At 66.9% G+C, this 15,831-nt stretch carries 14 protein-coding genes; 12 read left to right on the forward strand and 2 right to left on the reverse strand.

What is annotated here, in order from left to right; translation table 11 throughout:
• Positions 1-81 precede the first annotated feature (81 nt).
• The 12 genes from AC5P7R_RS00075 to rnt all read left to right on the forward strand — a co-directional run bounded on the left by AC5P7R_RS00075 (position 82) and on the right by rnt (position 11,117).
• Positions 82-1,293, forward strand: coding sequence for an OprO/OprP family phosphate-selective porin (locus AC5P7R_RS00075; protein ID WP_021204115.1), 1,212 nt, complete (start codon positions 82-84; stop codon positions 1,291-1,293).
• A gap of 222 nt (positions 1,294-1,515) precedes the next feature.
• On the forward strand, positions 1,516-2,532 hold the full coding sequence (pstS, locus tag AC5P7R_RS00080) for a phosphate ABC transporter substrate-binding protein PstS (RefSeq protein WP_019659077.1): 1,017 nt from the start codon (positions 1,516-1,518) through the stop codon (positions 2,530-2,532).
• Between the two features lie 409 nt (positions 2,533-2,941).
• On the forward strand, positions 2,942-4,030 hold the full coding sequence (gene pstS / locus AC5P7R_RS00085; RefSeq protein ID WP_019659078.1) for a phosphate ABC transporter substrate-binding protein PstS: 1,089 nt from the start codon (positions 2,942-2,944) through the stop codon (positions 4,028-4,030).
• A gap of 82 nt (positions 4,031-4,112) precedes the next feature.
• Positions 4,113-5,081 carry a phosphate ABC transporter permease subunit PstC gene (gene pstC / locus AC5P7R_RS00090; RefSeq protein WP_019659079.1) on the forward strand — a complete coding sequence of 323 codons (969 nt, stop codon included), beginning with the start codon at positions 4,113-4,115 and terminating at the stop codon, positions 5,079-5,081.
• Entirely contained in the window at positions 5,081-5,944 is an 864-nt protein-coding gene (gene pstA / locus AC5P7R_RS00095; RefSeq protein WP_005415894.1) for a phosphate ABC transporter permease PstA, read from the forward strand. The genes pstC and pstA overlap by 1 nt, the downstream gene beginning before the upstream one ends.
• Positions 5,945-5,963: 19 nt before the next feature.
• Complete coding sequence (pstB, locus tag AC5P7R_RS00100) at positions 5,964-6,794, forward strand: phosphate ABC transporter ATP-binding protein PstB (RefSeq protein ID WP_005408788.1); 831 nt, start codon at positions 5,964-5,966, stop codon at positions 6,792-6,794.
• A 65-nt stretch (positions 6,795-6,859) separates the two neighbouring features.
• On the forward strand, positions 6,860-7,567 hold the full coding sequence (gene phoU, locus AC5P7R_RS00105) for a phosphate signaling complex protein PhoU (protein WP_005408787.1): 708 nt from the start codon (positions 6,860-6,862) through the stop codon (positions 7,565-7,567).
• Between the two features lie 259 nt (positions 7,568-7,826).
• Positions 7,827-8,183: a hypothetical protein gene (locus AC5P7R_RS00110; RefSeq protein WP_021204117.1), complete on the forward strand. Its 357-nt coding sequence runs from the start codon at positions 7,827-7,829 to the stop codon at positions 8,181-8,183.
• Positions 8,170-9,045 carry an HvfB family MNIO-type RiPP peptide maturase gene (locus AC5P7R_RS00115; RefSeq protein ID WP_227854350.1) on the forward strand — a complete coding sequence of 292 codons (876 nt, stop codon included), beginning with the start codon at positions 8,170-8,172 and terminating at the stop codon, positions 9,043-9,045. The genes AC5P7R_RS00110 and AC5P7R_RS00115 overlap by 14 nt, the downstream gene beginning before the upstream one ends.
• Positions 9,038-9,793, forward strand: coding sequence for an HvfC family RiPP maturation protein (locus AC5P7R_RS00120; RefSeq protein WP_111097779.1), 756 nt, complete (start codon positions 9,038-9,040; stop codon positions 9,791-9,793). The genes AC5P7R_RS00115 and AC5P7R_RS00120 overlap by 8 nt, the downstream gene beginning before the upstream one ends.
• A gap of 31 nt (positions 9,794-9,824) precedes the next feature.
• A complete protein-coding gene (locus AC5P7R_RS00125; RefSeq protein WP_227854349.1) occupies positions 9,825-10,346 on the forward strand; it encodes an HvfX family Cu-binding RiPP maturation protein in 522 nt (173 codons plus the stop codon).
• A gap of 186 nt (positions 10,347-10,532) precedes the next feature.
• On the forward strand, positions 10,533-11,117 hold the full coding sequence (gene rnt, locus AC5P7R_RS00130) for a ribonuclease T (RefSeq protein WP_005408782.1): 585 nt from the start codon (positions 10,533-10,535) through the stop codon (positions 11,115-11,117).
• 95 nt (positions 11,118-11,212) lie between these two features.
• Here rnt and AC5P7R_RS00135 read toward each other — a convergent pair whose 3' ends face one another.
• Both AC5P7R_RS00135 and AC5P7R_RS00140 read right to left on the reverse strand, forming a co-directional pair.
• Complete coding sequence (locus AC5P7R_RS00135; RefSeq protein WP_021204121.1) at positions 11,213-14,239, reverse strand: ligand-binding sensor domain-containing diguanylate cyclase; 3,027 nt, start codon at positions 14,237-14,239, stop codon at positions 11,213-11,215.
• Positions 14,240-14,416: 177 nt separating this feature from the next.
• Positions 14,417-15,826, reverse strand: a complete 1,410-nt coding sequence (locus AC5P7R_RS00140; RefSeq protein ID WP_021204122.1) for an ATP-binding protein — start codon at positions 15,824-15,826, stop codon at positions 14,417-14,419.
• Between the last annotated feature and the right edge of the window lie 5 nt (positions 15,827-15,831).

Genomic DNA, 15,831 nt, shown 5'->3' on the forward strand with positions numbered 1-15,831 from the left:
CGCGCGTGAACTGTCACATTTACGCAATCTTTACCTTCTAGCCTGCGCGCATCTTCCCACCTGCCTGCAAGGCTCCTCTCCATGAAACTGCATCACCAACTCCTGACGGTGGCCGTGGCTGCTGCGCTGTATGTGCCGGCTGCACACGCCGAAGTCGCCATCGACGTGATCGGCGGTTCGGAAATCACCTTCGAAGGCCTGGTCCAGGCCGACGGCAACTGGTTCCACAACGATGTGGTGGACCTCAACGGTGGCGACGCCGGCAACGGCAAGAACAGCGAATTCGAACTGCGTCGCGCCGAGCTGGTGCTCAAGGGCAAGGGCCCGGGCAACATGGAGTGGGTGGTCGGCTATGACGCCAAGGCCGACAAGTTCCTCGACACCAACGTGAAGTACAAGCTGCTGGGCAACGCCAACCACTTCCTGCAGCTGGGCCAGTTCAAGCAGCCCAACAGCCTGGAAGAACTGTCCAGCACCAAGAACAACGATTTCATTTCCAAGGCAGCGGTCACCAATACCTATGCCATCGCCCGCCGCCTGGGCGGCGCGTACAGCTACGGCCAGGACAACTGGTCGGTGACCGCCAGCGCCTTCGGCCGCGAGCTGACCCGCAATCTGGCCCACGGCAGCGGCTACGGCGCGCGTGGCACCTGGGCCCCGATCAATGAAAAGGGCCAGGTCCTGCACTTCGGCCTGAGCTACGTCAACTACGACGCCGACGCCGACACCCTGCGCGTGCGTGCGCGTCCGAATGCCGACCTCGCCACTGCCCGCCTGGTCGACAGCGGCAACCTGACCGACACCGACCGCGTCAGCACCATCGGTGCCGAAGCGATGTACTTCCAGGGTCCCTTCAAGGCCCAGGCCGAGTACTACACCAGCAAGGCCAAGCGCTACGACCACGACAACTACACCAGCGACGGCTACTACATCAGCGGCGTGTGGAACGTGACCGGCGAGACCTGGAGCTACAAGGGCGGCACCCCGGGCACCGGCCTGCCGAACAACCCGGCCGGCGGTCAGTGGCAGCTGGGCGTGCGCTACGACCACATGGACCTCAATGACGGCAACCTCGCCGCCAACCCGGTCGCCGGTCGCCCGCCGATCGTCGATGGCGTGCTGGGTGGCAAGATGGACATCTGGACCGTGGGCGCGAACTGGTACCTGCGTTCCAACTTCAAGCTGATGCTCAACTACGTGATGGTCGACAGCAAGAAGTACAGCTCCACGGCGCGCGGTTTCGTCAACGACGATCCCAACATCCTGGAAGCCCGCGCGCAGTTCTTCTGGTAAGTCCCGCCACCTGCATTGAACCGCGAAGGCACGGCACCGGCCGTGCCTTCGTCGTTGCATCGGCACCCGCGCTGCCCAGCCGGCGCAGCGGACGTGACATCCCTCATGACGCATGTCACGCCCGCGTCATATGACAGACGCGGGCGTGTCACGCAACCGTTATGGAATGTGCACCGAAACGTCGGGCAACCGCCCTTCGACCACCACCCCAGGAGTCTCCCCGTGATCCACGCCTTCAAGTCGCGCGCCGCTGTCGCCATCCTGGCTGCATCGTCCGTGTTCGCCGCCAACGCCGCCGATATCACCGGCGCGGGCGCATCGTTCATCTACCCGGTCATGTCCAAGTGGTCGGCCGACTACAGCGCCGCAACCGGCAACAAGGTCAACTACCAGTCCATCGGTTCCGGCGGCGGCATTGCCCAGATCAAGGCCAAGACCGTTGATTTCGGCTCCTCCGACGCGCCGCTGAAGCCGGAAGACCTGGCTGCTGCGGGGCTGGCGCAGTTCCCGTCGGTGATCGGCGGCGTGGTGCCGGTGGTCAACGTGGCCGGCATCGCGCCGGGCGCGCTGAAGCTGGACGGCGCCGTGCTGGCCAACATCTTCCTGGGCAAGATCAAGACCTGGAACGACCCGGCCATCGCCGCGCTGAACCCGGGCGTGACCCTGCCCAACGCCAAGGTCACCGTCGTGCATCGTTCGGACGGCTCGGGCACCACCTTCAACTTCGTCAATTACCTGTCCAAGGTCAGCCCGGAGTGGAAGAGCTCGGTCGGTGAAGGCACCTCGGTGCAGTGGCCGGCCGGCATCGGCGGCAAGGGCAACGAAGGTGTTGCCGCCTATGTGAAGCAGATCAAGGGCGGCATCGGCTATGTCGAACTGTCCTACGCGCTGCAGAACAAGCTCTCCTACACCGCGATGAAGAATGCCGCCGGCAAGTTCGTGCAGCCGAGCGACACCTCGTTCGCTGCCGCTGCCGCCAGTGCCGACTGGGCCAGCGCCCGCGACTTCTACCTGGTGATGACCAATGCGCCGGGCGCCGAGTCCTGGCCGATCACTGCCACCAACTTCATCCTGGTGCAGAAGACGCCGAAGAATGCTGCCAATGGCAAGGCGACCCAGGAATTCTTCCGCTGGGTCTACAAGAACGGCGATGCCCAGGCCCGCCAGCTGGACTACGTGCCGCTGCCGGACAGCCTGGTCCGCCAGATCGAGACCTACTGGTCGCAGAACCTGAAGTAAGCGCGTTCCCCCGCAGGAACGGGGGCGGCGGGTCCTCTCTCCCCCGCCGCTCCCACCCGGGCGCGAGATCCTCGAGATCTCGCGCTCTTCTTGTTCTTGGGGATGCGCCTGACTCTGTAGAGCCGAGCCACGCTCGGCTGCGCTCTGGAGCGTGCGGACCAACGGTCCGCAGCTACCGAGGGCAGGGAACAGCCGAGCGCGGGCTCGGCTCTACCTTGCCCCGACCGTCATATCGGTGCGCAGATCGGGGGTTTCCGGGCACCTGCCGGATCGGCGCCAATCCTGTGAAACCCTTGTCAGAACGTGATCCAGGGCACCTCTGTCATGGTCGTAATACGGCTGTAACAAAAACATCATTTCATAGCCGCATCCGCCGACCACGTCGGCTCTTCCCCGCTATGGAGTGACCATGAAACTGCACTCGGCCGGCCTTGCCGCCCTTTCCCTGGCCATCGCCCTGGGCCTGTCGGCCTGCGGTGGCGACAAGCAGGCCGCGCAGCAGCCGGCCACCGACGCTGCCGCTGCCCCGGCCGCTGCCGGTGCCAAGGTGACCGCCGAAGTGTCCGGTGCCGGCGCGTCCTTCATCTTCCCGCTGGTCTCCAAGTGGTCGGCTGACTACAACGCCAGCACCGGCGCCAAGATCAACTACCAGTCGATCGGCTCCGGCGGCGGCATCGCCCAGATCAAGGCCGGCACCGTCGACTTCGGTTCGTCCGACAAGCCGCTGAGCAGCGAGGAGCTGGCCCAGGCCGGCCTGGCGCAGTTCCCGTCGGCCATCGGCGGCGTGGTGCCGGTGGTCAACATCGAAGGCCTGGAAGCCGGCAAGCTGCGCCTGAGCGGCGCCCTGCTGGCCGACATCTTCCTGGGCAAGGTCAAGACCTGGAACGACCCGGCCATCGTCGCCGCCAACCCGGGCGTGAAGCTGCCGGATGGCAAGATCACCCTGGTCCACCGTTCGGACGGTTCGGGCACCACCTTCAACTTCTCCAACTACCTGTCCAAGGTCAGCCCGGAGTGGAAGAGCAAGGTCGGCGAAGGCACCTCGGTGCAGTGGCCGGACGGCGTCGGTGGCAAGGGCAATGAAGGCGTCGCGTCCTACGTGAAGCAGATCAAGGGCTCGATCGGTTACGTCGAACTGGCCTACGCGCTGCAGAACGGCATGCCGTACACCGCCATGCAGAACGCGGCCGGCAACTGGGTCGAGCCGAGCGCGGAAACCTTCGCCGCCGCGGCCGCCAGCGCCGACTGGGCCAGCGCCAAGGACTTCAACCTGGTCATCACCAATGCCCCGGGCGAGCAGGCGTGGCCGATCACCGCCACCAACTTCATGCTGATGCAGAAGAAGCCGAAGGATGCCAAGCGCAACCAGGACACCCTGGCCTTCTTCAAGTGGGCCTTCGAAAACGGCCAGGCGCAGGCCAACGAACTGCACTACGTGCCGCTGCCGGCCGAACTGGTCAAGCAGATCGAGGCCTACTGGGCGACCGACCTGAAGTGATGGACACGACGGTGCCCACCCCGCGCGGGCACCGCTTGTTCCACGCCGTGCCGCCCCGCCCCTTCCTGGCCCAGCCGTCCCCATGAATGCCATCGCCCAGCCTGTAGCCGCCCCGTCCACGCGTGATGCGCGTGATGCCCGCAACGACACACTGTTCCGATGGGTGCTGGTCGGCACCGTCATCTTCGTCCTGATCGCCCTGGCCTGCGCCGCGCTGTCGATGCTGTGGGGCGGTCGCCACGCCCTGCAGATGCAGGGCCTGAGCTTCTTCTTCTCCGCTGACTGGAATCCGGTCGAAAACAAGTTCGGCGCTCTGGCTCCGATCTACGGCACCCTGGTCACCGCCGTCATCGCGATGGTCATCGCCGTGCCGGTCAGCTTCGGCATCGCCTTCTTCCTCACCGAAGTCGCGCCGCGCTGGCTGCGTGGCCCGGTCGGTACCGCCATCGAACTGCTGGCCGGCATCCCGTCGATCATCTACGGCATGTGGGGCCTGTTCGTGCTGGTGCCGGTGATGACCGAGTACGTCACCCCGTTCCTCAACGAGACCCTGGGCGAATGGCCGGTGATCGGCCCGATGTTCCAGGGCCCGCCGCTGGGCATCGGCATGCTCACCGCCGGTTTCGTGCTGGCCATCATGGTCATTCCGTTCATCTCCTCGGTGATGCGCGAAGTGTTCCTGACCGTGCCGACCCGCCTGAAGGAATCGGCCTATGCGCTGGGCTCCACCAAGTGGGAAGTGAGCTGGGACATCGTCCTGCCCTACACCCGTTCGGCGGTCATCGGCGGCATCTTCCTCGGCCTGGGCCGCGCGCTGGGCGAAACGATGGCGGTGGCCTTCGTGATCGGCAACAGCGTGCGCCTGTCGCCGTCGCTGCTGGAACCGGGCACCACCATCGCTGCGCTGATCGCCAACGATTTCGGTGAAGCCACTGAAACCTACCGTTCGGCCCTGCTGCTGCTCGGCTTCGTCCTCTTCATCGTCACCTTCGTGGTGCTGGCCATCGCCCGCCTGATGCTGATGCGCCTGTCCCGCAAGGAGGGCAACTGATGTCCACCACCGCTGATTCGCTGTACCTGCGCCGCCGCATCGGCAACGTCGTTGCGATCACTGCGTCCTGCGCCACCGCCCTGTTCGGCCTGTTTTTCCTGGGCTGGATCCTGTTCACCCTGGCTGCCAAGGGCCTGGCCGGCATCAACTGGGATCTGTTCACCAAGATGACGCCACCGCCGATGCAGGACGGCGGCCTCGCCAACGCCTTCTTCGGCAGTGCCGTGATGTGTGCACTGGCCATCGGCATCGGCACCCCGCTGGGCGTGCTGGCCGGCACCTGGCTGGCCGAGTATGGCAACGCCCGCAAGGCCGGCACCGTGGTCCGCTTCGTCAACGACATCCTGCTGTCGGCGCCGTCCATCGTGCTGGGCCTGTTCGTCTACACGCTGTATGTAATGCAGACCGGCGGCAATTTCTCGGCGTTCGCCGGCGCCCTGTCGCTGGCCTTCATCGTGCTGCCAGTGGTGGTGCGCACCACCGACGAGATGCTGCGCCTGGTGCCCTCGCAGATGCGCGAAGCGGCCCTGTCGCTGGGCATCCCGCAGTGGAAGGTGATCGTGCAGGTGCTGTACCGCAGTGCCTCGGCCGGCATCATCACCGGCATCCTGCTGGCGCTGGCCCGCATCTCCGGCGAGACCGCTCCGCTGCTGTTCACCGCCTTCGGCAACCAGTACTGGAACAACAACATCTTTCAGCCGATGGCTTCGGTACCGGTGGTGATGAACCAGTTCGCCGGCAGCCCGTACGAATCCTGGCAGGTACTGGCCTGGGCCGGTGCCCTGGTGCTGACTGTCTTCGTGCTGCTGGTCAGCCTTGCCGCCCGCGGCATCCTGCTGCGCAACCGTATCTCCCATGACTGACCTTTCCGTGGACAACGCCATGAACGACCTTTCCAACGCCGTGCCGATGCAGCGCATCGCCGTGCCGTCCTCGCACGAGAGCCTGCACACACCGTCGCCGGTGAAGCTGGCTGCGCGTGGACTGGACTTCTACTACGACAAGTTCCACGCCCTGAAGGGCATCAACCTGGAAATTCCGGAAAAGCGCGTGACCGCGCTGATCGGTCCTTCCGGTTGCGGCAAATCGACCCTGCTGCGCATCTTCAACCGCATCTACGCGCTGTACCCGAAGCTGGAAGCGCGCGGTGAAGTGCTGCTGGACGGCGAGAACATCCTGTCGCCGAAGTACCCGATGAACCGCCTGCGCAGCAAGGTCGGCATGGTGTTCCAGAAGCCGGTGCCGTTCCCGATGACCATCTTCGAGAACGTGGCCTATGGCATCCGCCACCACGAGAAGCTGAGCAAGGCCGACATGGCCGACCGCGTCGAGCAGGCACTGCGCCAGGGTGCACTGTGGGACGAAGTGAAGGACAAGCTGGGGCAGAGCGCGCTGGGCCTGTCCGGTGGCCAGCAGCAGCGCCTGTGCATCGCCCGTGCCGTGGCGCTGCGCCCGTCGGTGCTGCTGCTGGACGAGCCGACCTCGGCGCTGGATCCGATCTCGACCAGCCGCATCGAGCAGCTGGTGGAAGAGCTCAAGCACGAGTACACCATCGTCATCGTCACCCACAACATGCAGCAGGCCGCGCGCGTTTCCGACTACACCGCCTTCATGTACCTGGGTGACCTGATCGAGCACGACCGCACCGAAGTGATCTTCTCGCAGCCGTCGCAGCGGCAGACCGAGGACTACATCACCGGTCGCTTCGGCTGATCGACGCTGATCCTTCGCCACATGTCCCAGCCAGGCACGGCCTGGCTCCACCCGGATTGCAGACCATGAACCTTCCCAACGACCACATCGTCAAGAGCTACGACGAAGAGCAGCAGCGCCTGGTGGCCGAAATCGTGCGCATGGGCGAGATGGCCGTCGCCCAGCTCGAAGCGTCGATGGACGTGATCGAGAAGCGCGACGAGAACGCCGCCCATCGCATCATCGCCAACGACGAAGCCATTGATGCGCTGGAGCAGCAGATCAGCCATGACGTGATGCGCCTGGCCCTGCGTGGCCCGATGGCGCGCGACCTGCGCGAGATCCTCGCTGGCCTGCGCATCCCGGCCGACATCGAACGCATCGGCGACTATGCAGCGAACGTGGCCAAGCGTTCGATCGCGCTGGGCAAGGTGCCGCCGCTGCCGCAGATCCAGGGCCTGCGTGCGCTGGGCCGCCTGGCCGCGCAGCAGGTCCGTCGTGCCATTGCCGCCTACCGCGACAATGACGCCGACGCCGCACTGGAACTGCGCGAGGACGACGCCCGCCTGGACGCACAGTACACCGCGCTGTTCCGCGAGCTGCTGACCTACATGATGGAAGACCCGCGCAACATCACCCCGTGCACGCACCTGCTGTTCATGGCCAAGAACCTGGAGCGCGTGGGCGACCACGCCACCAACATCGCCGAGAACGTATGGTTCCTGGTGCACGGGGAGCAGCCGCTGCCGCCGCGCGAGAAGCGCGACGAGACCTCCAGCACCGGCCAGCCCTGACGCTGCACTGCAACACCGGAGTCGACTCCAAGGTGGCCGCTGTCCTGGTGACAGCGGCCTTCTTGTTTCTGGGCGTTCCGGCGATTCATCCACGCATGGCGTGGATCCACCGGGAACCGTGTTCCCCTTCTGTAACAAACCTCACGAAAATTTGAGGTCTTGGCGAGGATTCGTTGAGTAGGATCGCTGCACCATCGTTTCCACCGGCATCCCTGCCGGCCACCCGGGCACCCGCCCACACCACCCAGGAGCACGACCGATGAGCAGTTCCAACAAGACCCTGTCCCTGCTGACTGCTACCGCCCTGGCCGCCGGCCTTGGCATCACCGCCAATGCTTCGGCGCTGAGCATGAGCGACCTGGCCCAGGGCTATCTGGTGGCTGGCCAGGCTGCCAAGGCCAGCACCGATGCCAAGGGCGCCGAAGCCAAGACCTCCGCAGAGGCCGCCAAGCATGCCGAAGGCAGGTGTGGCGCAGATGGCAAGTCCGCCGAAGGCAAGTGCGGCGCCGACAAGGGCAAGGCTGCCGGTGCGGCAGCAGGCGCCAAGGCTCAGGCCGGCGACAAGAAGGCCGCCGAAGGCAAGTGTGGCGAAGGCAAGTGCGGTGGCAAGCACTGAGGTCCGCGCCAGCATCGCCAACCTGCGGTCGCCGCTTCGTGCGGCGGCCGTCGGGTTGGGGCTGCGCCGGGCGCTGTTGCAGGAACTGCGCGATGCACCGGCTAGCGATTTGGATTTCCTCGAATGCGCGCCGGAGAACTGGATCCATGTCGGCGGCCCCGCCGGTGACGCACTGGCCGAGCTGGCACAGCGCCATCCGCTGAGCTGCCACGGCCTGTCCCTGTCGCTGGGCGGCACTGCGCCACTGGATACGCAGTTGTTGGAGCAGGTTGGCCAGTTCCTGGAAAAACACCGCGTGCCGCTGTACAGCGAACACCTGAGCTACTGCAGCGACGACGGCCACCTGTACGACCTGCTGCCGATCCCCTTCACCGATGAAGCGGTGCGCCATACCGCCGCACGCATCGCCCGCGTGCAGGACGTGCTGGGTCGCCGCATCGCGGTGGAAAACGTGTCCTACTACCTGGCACCGGAACCGGCGATGGACGAACTGGCCTTCACCAACGCCGTGCTTGCCGAAGCCGACTGCGACCTGCTGCTGGACGTCAACAACGTCTACGTCAACGCCTGCAACCACGGTTACGACGCCGACGCGTTCATCGCTGGCCTGCCCGCAGACCGCATCGTCTGCCTGCACGTGGCCGGGCACCTGGACGAGGCACCGGATCTGAAGATCGATACCCACGGCAGCGCGGTGATCGACCCGGTCTGGGAGCTGCTGGCACGCACCTATGCGCGCATCGGCGCTCGCCCCACCCTGCTCGAACGCGATTTCAATTTCCCGCCCTATGCCGAACTGCGCGGCGAACTGCAGACCATCCGCCGCCTGCAGGCCGTACACGCGGAGGCGGCATATGGCTGATACCCCCGCCACGCTGCGTGCGCAGCAGCACGCATTCACCGCCTTTCTGCGAGATCCCCAGGGCGTGCCGCCACCGGGCGGGCTGGAGCCACGGCGCGTCGCGGTCTACCAGCGGCTGCTGTTCAACAACCTGCTCGGCCTGTTGAGCAACGGCTTTCCGGTCTGCGTGCGCCTGCTCGGCGTATCAGCCTGGAGCGGACTGGTGCGCCACTACTTCGCAACCCATCGCTGCCAGACGCCGCTGTTCACCGAACTGGCCGCCGAATTCGTGCAGTGGCTGCAGGCACAGCCGCAGCTGCCACACCCTGCGCTGGCCGAACTGGCCCACTACGAGTGGGTGGAAACCGCGCTGTACCAACTGGACGCCGAACCGCTGCCGGTCGTAGCGGACATCGACCCGCTGCGGGTGCCGCTGCAGCGCTCACCGCTGGCGTGGCCGCTGCTGTACCAATGGCCGGTGCACCGCCTCGGCGCCGAGGACGCACCTACCCAGTTGCCGGCCGAGCCGACCGGCCTGCTGGTGCGTCGCGAGGCCGATGGCGAGGTGCGCTTCGCCGTACTCAGCCCGCTGGCGGTGTACCTGCTGTCCAGCATCGGGGAGCAGCCCGGCCTCGATGGACATGCCTATCTGAAGCAACTGGCCGCCGCGCATGACCTGGCCGAACAGGCGCTGGCCGAACCCGGTGCCGCGCTGCTGCAGCAGTTCCTGCGGGCCGGCGTGATCGGCCCTTTGACCGCACCTGCCTGACACCTCCCTTCCCCGCCCCGGAGATGCACCGATGAAGCTCCCGCCCCTGGCCACCGCGCGTGGCCAGCTGGACCGTCTCGCCCCCTGGTTGGCCCCGCTCGGCCTGCGGCTGCTGCTGGCCTGGGAATACTTCGAATCCGGCCGCGAGAAACTGCAAGGCCAGAACTGGTTCGCCGATCTGCAGGACGCCTTCCCGTTTCCGTTCAACCAGTTGCCCGCTGCCCTGAACTGGCAACTGGCCACCTGGTTTGAACTGCTCGGCGCAGCCTGCCTGCTGTTCGGTTTTGGTACCCGTTTTGCCGCTGCCAGCCTGCTGGTGCTGACCGTGGTGGCCACCTACGCCGTGCACTGGCCGATGCAATGGAACTCGCTGGGCGACCTCGCGATGGGGTATGCGATCAGCGACCAGGGCTACGGCAACTTCAAGCTGCCGGTGCTGTTCATGGCGATGCTGCTGCCGCTGGTCTTCACCGGCGCAGGCAGGCTGAGCGTGGATGCGTTGCTGTGGCGGTGGCATCCGTCGGGTACGACGGCACGTCCCGCGATCCGGTAGATGCCGACCTTGGTCGGCGCATCGCGTGCCAACCAAGGCTGGCACCTACCGGGTTCTGCCACGGTGGCGGGCATGGGCTGCGTGGCCGGGCGCTCAGGGTCGCTCTGCTAGAATTCACGCATGACCGACCCCATTCCCGCACCTGCCGCCGCTCCCGATTCCGCAGTATCCCAGGCGCAGCGCGCGATGTCACAACGCTTCCGCGGTTTCCTGCCGGTGGTGGTGGATGTGGAAACCGGCGGCTTCGACAGCCAGCGCAACGCGCTGCTGGAAATAGCCGCAGTGCCGATCGAGATGGACGAGAACGGCCTGCTGTACCCGGGCCAGACCGCCAGCGCCCATGTGGTGCCGGCCGAAGGCCTGGAGATCGACCCGAAGTCGCTGGAAGTGACCGGCATCATCCTCGACCATCCGTTCCGGCTGGCCAAGGAAGAAAAGGCCGCACTGGACCACATCTTCACCCCGGTGCGCGCAGCAATGAAGAAGTACGGCTGCCAGCGCGCGATCCTGGTCGGCCACAACGCCCATTTCGACCTTGGCTTCGTCAACGCCGCCGTGGCCCGCACCGGTCACAAGCGCAACCCGTTCCATCCGTTCAGCGTGTTCGACACGGTCACCCTGGCCGGCATCGCCTACGGGCAGACCGTGCTGGCGCGCGCCGCCACGGCCGCCGGGCTGGGCTGGGATGCCAACGAGGCACACAGCGCGGTGTATGACACCGAACAGACCGCGCGGCTGTTCTGCACCATCGCCAACGCCTGGCCGCGGTAAGGCAGCCAACGGCGCAACCGCATCCACGCAGTGCGGACCAACGGTCCGCACCCACCACTCACCGCACGGTAGATCCAGGCCACGCCTGGATGCGATCAACCAATACTCGTACGATCGCGGCCATCGCTCTTGGCGCGGTACAGTGCGCGGTCTGCGCGCTGGTACAGCAGCGCCGGGGTGCGGTCGTCGGCATCCAGCTCCACCAGGCCCGCGCTGAAGGTCACGCGCAGGCCTTCCACACCGGCCCAGTCCGGGTGGTCATGGAACAGGCCGCGCAGGCGTGCGCACAGCTGTGCGGCCTCTTCCAGGCGGGTGTCGTTGAGCAGCAGCGCGAACTCTTCACCGCCGGTGCGCGCCGGCAGGTCCGAATCGCGGCAGGCCGCGGCGATCAAGCGCGCCACCTGCACCAGCACGGCATCGCCGATGCTGTGGCTGTGGCGGTCGTTGACGTCCTTGAAGTGGTCGATATCCAGCACCACCAGGCACAGTGGATGACCACTGCGCTGCGAACGGGCGAAGTCGCGGGCAAGGGTTTCGTCGAAGGCGCGGCGATTGGGCAGGCCGGTCAGTGCATCCTCGCGGGCCTGCCGTTCAAATGCCTCAGCCTGGCGTGCCAGGCGCTCGGCCAGTTCGGTCTTTTCCTGGTTCAACGCCTGCAGGTGCACGGTCTTGGCCTGCAGGTCGAAAGTTGCTTCGTCCACCCGACGTGCCAGGCGCAGGTTGCTGGCCTTCAACTGCTGCAGCAGCAAGCGGTACAGCGCCACCAGCCCGGTCAGCAGCACCAGTGCCCCCAGCACCTGCACGCTGCGTCGCTGCCACCAGAACGGCTCCACGGTGAAGCTCCACACCGCCTCCTGCTGGCCCCAGCTGCCACCGGGATGTGCCGCCGCCACGTGCAGGGTGTATTCGCCCGGCGGCAGGCCGACGAACTCCACGCTGCGCTGCGGGCCGCGCTCGACCCAGCCGGCATCAAGCCCATCCAACCGCGTGCGGTAACGGATCCGGTCAGACATCAGGTAGCTCAGGCCGACATAGCTGACCGCCAGGCGGCGGCCACCGGGAATGGCGTTGCGATCCGGTCCTTCCCAATGCACCGGCGCGCCATCCACCTGCACGCTCTCGATCGCGGCGGGCGGCGATGGCCGCTCGCGGAAGCGCTGCAGGCGCTGCGGATCAACCGTGCTCAGGCCACCGGCAGTCACCACCCAGAACGTGCCGTCCTGGCGCAGGATCGCCGAAGGCCCCGAGCTGCCGTTTGCCTGCGCATTGGCCATGCCGTCGATCTCGTTGTAGCGCTCCACCATCACCCGGGGTGCTCGGCCATCGGCCACCGCGTTCAGGGTAGCCATGTCGGTGCGCAGCACGCCTCGGTTGCTGCTGACCCACACGTTGCCAAGACGATCAGGCACCAGCTGGAACACCGCGTCCACCGGCATACCCTGCTCGAGCCCCACCCGCGCCAGCATCCCGTTCCGCCAGCGGTACAGGCCACGGTCGCTGCTGATCCACATCGCGTCGCCCAGCTGGTGGAAGCCGAACACGCTGCGGCCACCGCCCATCGGCGCGAGGTCGATCGACTGCACGTGGTCGCCGCGCAGCACGCGGATTCCCTCGATGGTGCCGATCCACAGGTTGCCCTGATGATCGTGCTCAAGCGCGGTGATCAGGCCGCCGGGCATGCCCGCCATGCTTGATACCTGCACACGGTCGCCGTCGATGCGGACCACGCCCTTCTGCGTGCCGGCCCAGACCACGCCCTGCGGGTCTACGCTGATCGCGCGGATGTTGCCGCCCGGCATGCCATCGGCAGCGGCGTAGTTGTGCCGCAGCCGGCCGTCGGGACCAAGACGGTAGACGCCATCGCCGAACGTGCCGACCCACAGGTCACCGTCCGGTCCCTGCGCCAGGCTGAGCACCGAAGGTGCCTTGCCACCGCGGTTGTGCAGGGGCATCGCACGGAAGCGGCCGTCGGCCGTCTGCAGATCGAGGCCGCTGGCGCTGCCCACCCAGAGCTGGCGGTCGCGGTCCTCGAACACGGTGCGCACATAGTCGCCACTGAGCCCATCGCGCTCGGTGTAACTGCTGAACAGCGTTTCGCGCAGGCGGTACAGCCCGCCGTTGGCGCCCACCCAGATGCTGCCCTCGGCGTCCTCGCGCAGGCTGACCACGCGTCCGCCCGGCAGGTTCAGGCCTGCCGGCAGCCGCTCCAGGCCATGTGCGGAGATGCGCAGCAGGCCCTGGTTCTCGGTGCCCAGCCACAGGTCACCATGGCGATCCTGCAGCATCGAGGTCATGTGCAGCTGTCCCGGCAGACGGTGCATCAGCACCAGCTGGTCATCTTCCACCCGGTACAGGCGCTCGCCGGCGACGATCCACAGCGCACCATCCGGCGCACGGTAGGGCCATGAAAGACCACTGCCGGCCCCCAGTCCCCAGGCTGCGGGCGCGCGTTTGAGCACGCCGTCGTTGTCGCGCAGCACCAGCCCGTCCAGCGTACCGACCCAGACCCGGTCCTGCGCATCGACCACCAGCTTGGTGAAACTCATCGCCATCGGAAGGTCCGCCGCCGGCGCCTGGTAGACGATGCCATTGTCCGGTGTCAGATAGCCGATGCCCTTGCCCTCGTACAGCAGCCACAGCCGGCCCTGGCTGTCCATCTGCATGGACTGTATCAGCACCTGCGGCGTATCGGCCTGGTGCTCCCAGACGCGCCACTGGCCATCGCTGCCACGGTGGCTGACGTTGCCGCGCGAATCACTGATCCACAAGCCACCCTGGCGGTCGACGAACAGCGCACCGATGCCGTTGTCGCGCAGGCCCGGGCGGGTGCTGCGGTCGAACACGGTGAAATCCAGGCCGTTGTAGCGCACCAGGCCTTCCCAGGTCGCGAACCACAGGTGGCCTTCGGGGGTCTGCGCGATGTCACGCAGCGAGTTGTGCGGCAGGCCATTGCGCGAGGTCCATACATCAATGGCATAGTCGCGCAGCGGCGGCGCCCCTTCCTGCGCAGCCACCGGCAGCGCGAGGGCCAGCAGCAGGCACAGCAGGCCCTGTCGCAGCCATCGACCGATATCTGATCCGCGGCGCTCCGCCCAGCGCCGGATGTCCCCCTGTGCGGCCATCAGTGCAGCGGCGGCGGCCAGGCAGGGCTGCCGTGCCTGGCAGCGTGCGGGAACGGCCGGGCAGCGCGGAGCGGCATGCCGGCGGGAACGGGCTGGCTCATCGGGGGGGAACTGGGAAGTTGGGCAGATGATAGGCCAAAGCCGGCCCACCGCGTCACCATCGCCAGCTGCGAAGGCTCAGCCGGCGCGCCCCGGCGGCGTCACCTGGGCGCTGGCCGGCCACTGCACCACCGCCTCCAGCCCGCCTTCGGCACGGTTGCGCAGCCACAGCCGCGCCCCATCCTTCTCGGCCAGGGCGCGGGCGATGGTCAAGCCCAGCCCGGCCCCGCCGGTCTGCCGCGAACGCGAGGTTTCCACCCGCACGAAGGGATCAAACACCGCCTCCAGCTGCTCCTCGGCCAGGCCCGGGCCATCATCGGCCACCACCACGGTGATCGCACCCCCACTGCGCTCGACCCGTACCCGCGCCCGTTGCGCATACATCACCGCATTGTCCACCAGGTTGGAGAACAGGCGGTGCATGGCCAGCGGGCGCAGCATCAGCACCGCCCCGCTGCCGCCTTCGAAGACCACATCGGCGCCGCCTTCGGCGGTGTCCTCGACAATGCTCTCCAGCAGCGAATCCAGGTCCAGTGCTGCACGCTGCTCGGCACTCTCGGCACTGCGGGCCAGCTCCAGGCCCTCGCGCACCAGTGCCTGCATCGCGGCCAGATCGCCAATCAGGCGCTCACGCAGGGCCTCGTCGCTGACATTCTCCAGCCGCAGCCGCAGCCGCGTCAGCGGCGTCTGCAGATCGTGGGTGATCGCTGCCAGCATCTGCGTGCGCTCGGCCAGATGCCGCTGCAGCCGGTGCTGCATGGCGTTGAAGGCTTCGGCGGCGCGCTGCACTTCGCGCGGCCCGCGCAGCGGCAAGGGATCGCGCTGCAGGTCGTCGCCCAGGTCTTCGGCGGCAGCGGCCAACTCCTGCAGCGGCGCGCTTGCAATGCGCGCGACGATATAGGCCAGCACCGCGATCGCCAACACCAGCAGGGTCAGGAACCACGGGTCAACGGCGAGGATGCCGTTGTGCGCTACCGCCGGCGAATCCAGCGCCAGCTTCAGCAGCGTGCCATCGGTGAGCGTTACGTCCACCGCGCGGCACTTGGGCGGAATGAACGCCGGATCACGCTCGCGCGGGTGCTTGCGATGCCCGGGCGGCGGCGGCGGCAGCAGTTCCTGCAGCTTGGGGATGCAGGAGCGGAATGAAGCGAAGTGCACGTGCGCGCGTGCGACCGGGCCTGGCCGGTCATCCAGCACTTCCATCAGAGCTGTATCGGCCCGCCCCAGGCGCGCGCCGGGTTGCAGGGCGCGGACGCTGGGCCCACCGATCTCGAGCAGGCGCTCGCGCAGTTCCGGATTGCCGTCCAGCAGGTTGACGTAACCCTGCAGGCGGTCGGCGATGCGGTTCAGGTTCTGCCGCTCGAACTCCTGCTGCCGCTTGGAGGTGGCGAGCATGGTCGCGCCGATCGCGGCCACGCTCATGCCCAGCAGCAGGATCACGAACAACCGCCCGACCATCGAGGACAGGAAATGGCGCAGGCGTTTCATCGCGG

The sequence above is a fragment of the Stenotrophomonas sp. YJH_SMC_27 genome (assembly GCF_059369815.1).

Bases quoted from the DNA above. Each gene is read 5' to 3' on its own strand.
- AC5P7R_RS00075 (WP_021204115.1), top strand. From the start codon at position 82: ATGAAACTGCATCACCAACTCCTGACGGTGGCCGTGGCTGCTGCGCTG.
- pstS (WP_019659078.1), top strand. From the start codon at position 2,942: ATGAAACTGCACTCGGCCGGCCTTGCCGCCCTTTCCCTGGCCATCGCC.
- pstC (WP_019659079.1), top strand. From the start codon at position 4,113: ATGAATGCCATCGCCCAGCCTGTAGCCGCCCCGTCCACGCGTGATGCG.
- pstA (WP_005415894.1), top strand. From the start codon at position 5,081: ATGTCCACCACCGCTGATTCGCTGTACCTGCGCCGCCGCATCGGCAAC.
- pstB (WP_005408788.1), top strand. From the start codon at position 5,964: ATGAACGACCTTTCCAACGCCGTGCCGATGCAGCGCATCGCCGTGCCG.
- phoU (WP_005408787.1), top strand. From the start codon at position 6,860: ATGAACCTTCCCAACGACCACATCGTCAAGAGCTACGACGAAGAGCAG.
- AC5P7R_RS00110 (WP_021204117.1), top strand. From the start codon at position 7,827: ATGAGCAGTTCCAACAAGACCCTGTCCCTGCTGACTGCTACCGCCCTG.
- AC5P7R_RS00120 (WP_111097779.1), top strand. From the start codon at position 9,038: ATGGCTGATACCCCCGCCACGCTGCGTGCGCAGCAGCACGCATTCACC.
- AC5P7R_RS00125 (WP_227854349.1), top strand. From the start codon at position 9,825: ATGAAGCTCCCGCCCCTGGCCACCGCGCGTGGCCAGCTGGACCGTCTC.
- rnt (WP_005408782.1), top strand. From the start codon at position 10,533: ATGTCACAACGCTTCCGCGGTTTCCTGCCGGTGGTGGTGGATGTGGAA.
- AC5P7R_RS00135 (WP_021204121.1), bottom strand. From the start codon at position 14,239: ATGGCCGCACAGGGGGACATCCGGCGCTGGGCGGAGCGCCGCGGATCA.
- AC5P7R_RS00140 (WP_021204122.1), bottom strand. From the start codon at position 15,826: ATGAAACGCCTGCGCCATTTCCTGTCCTCGATGGTCGGGCGGTTGTTC.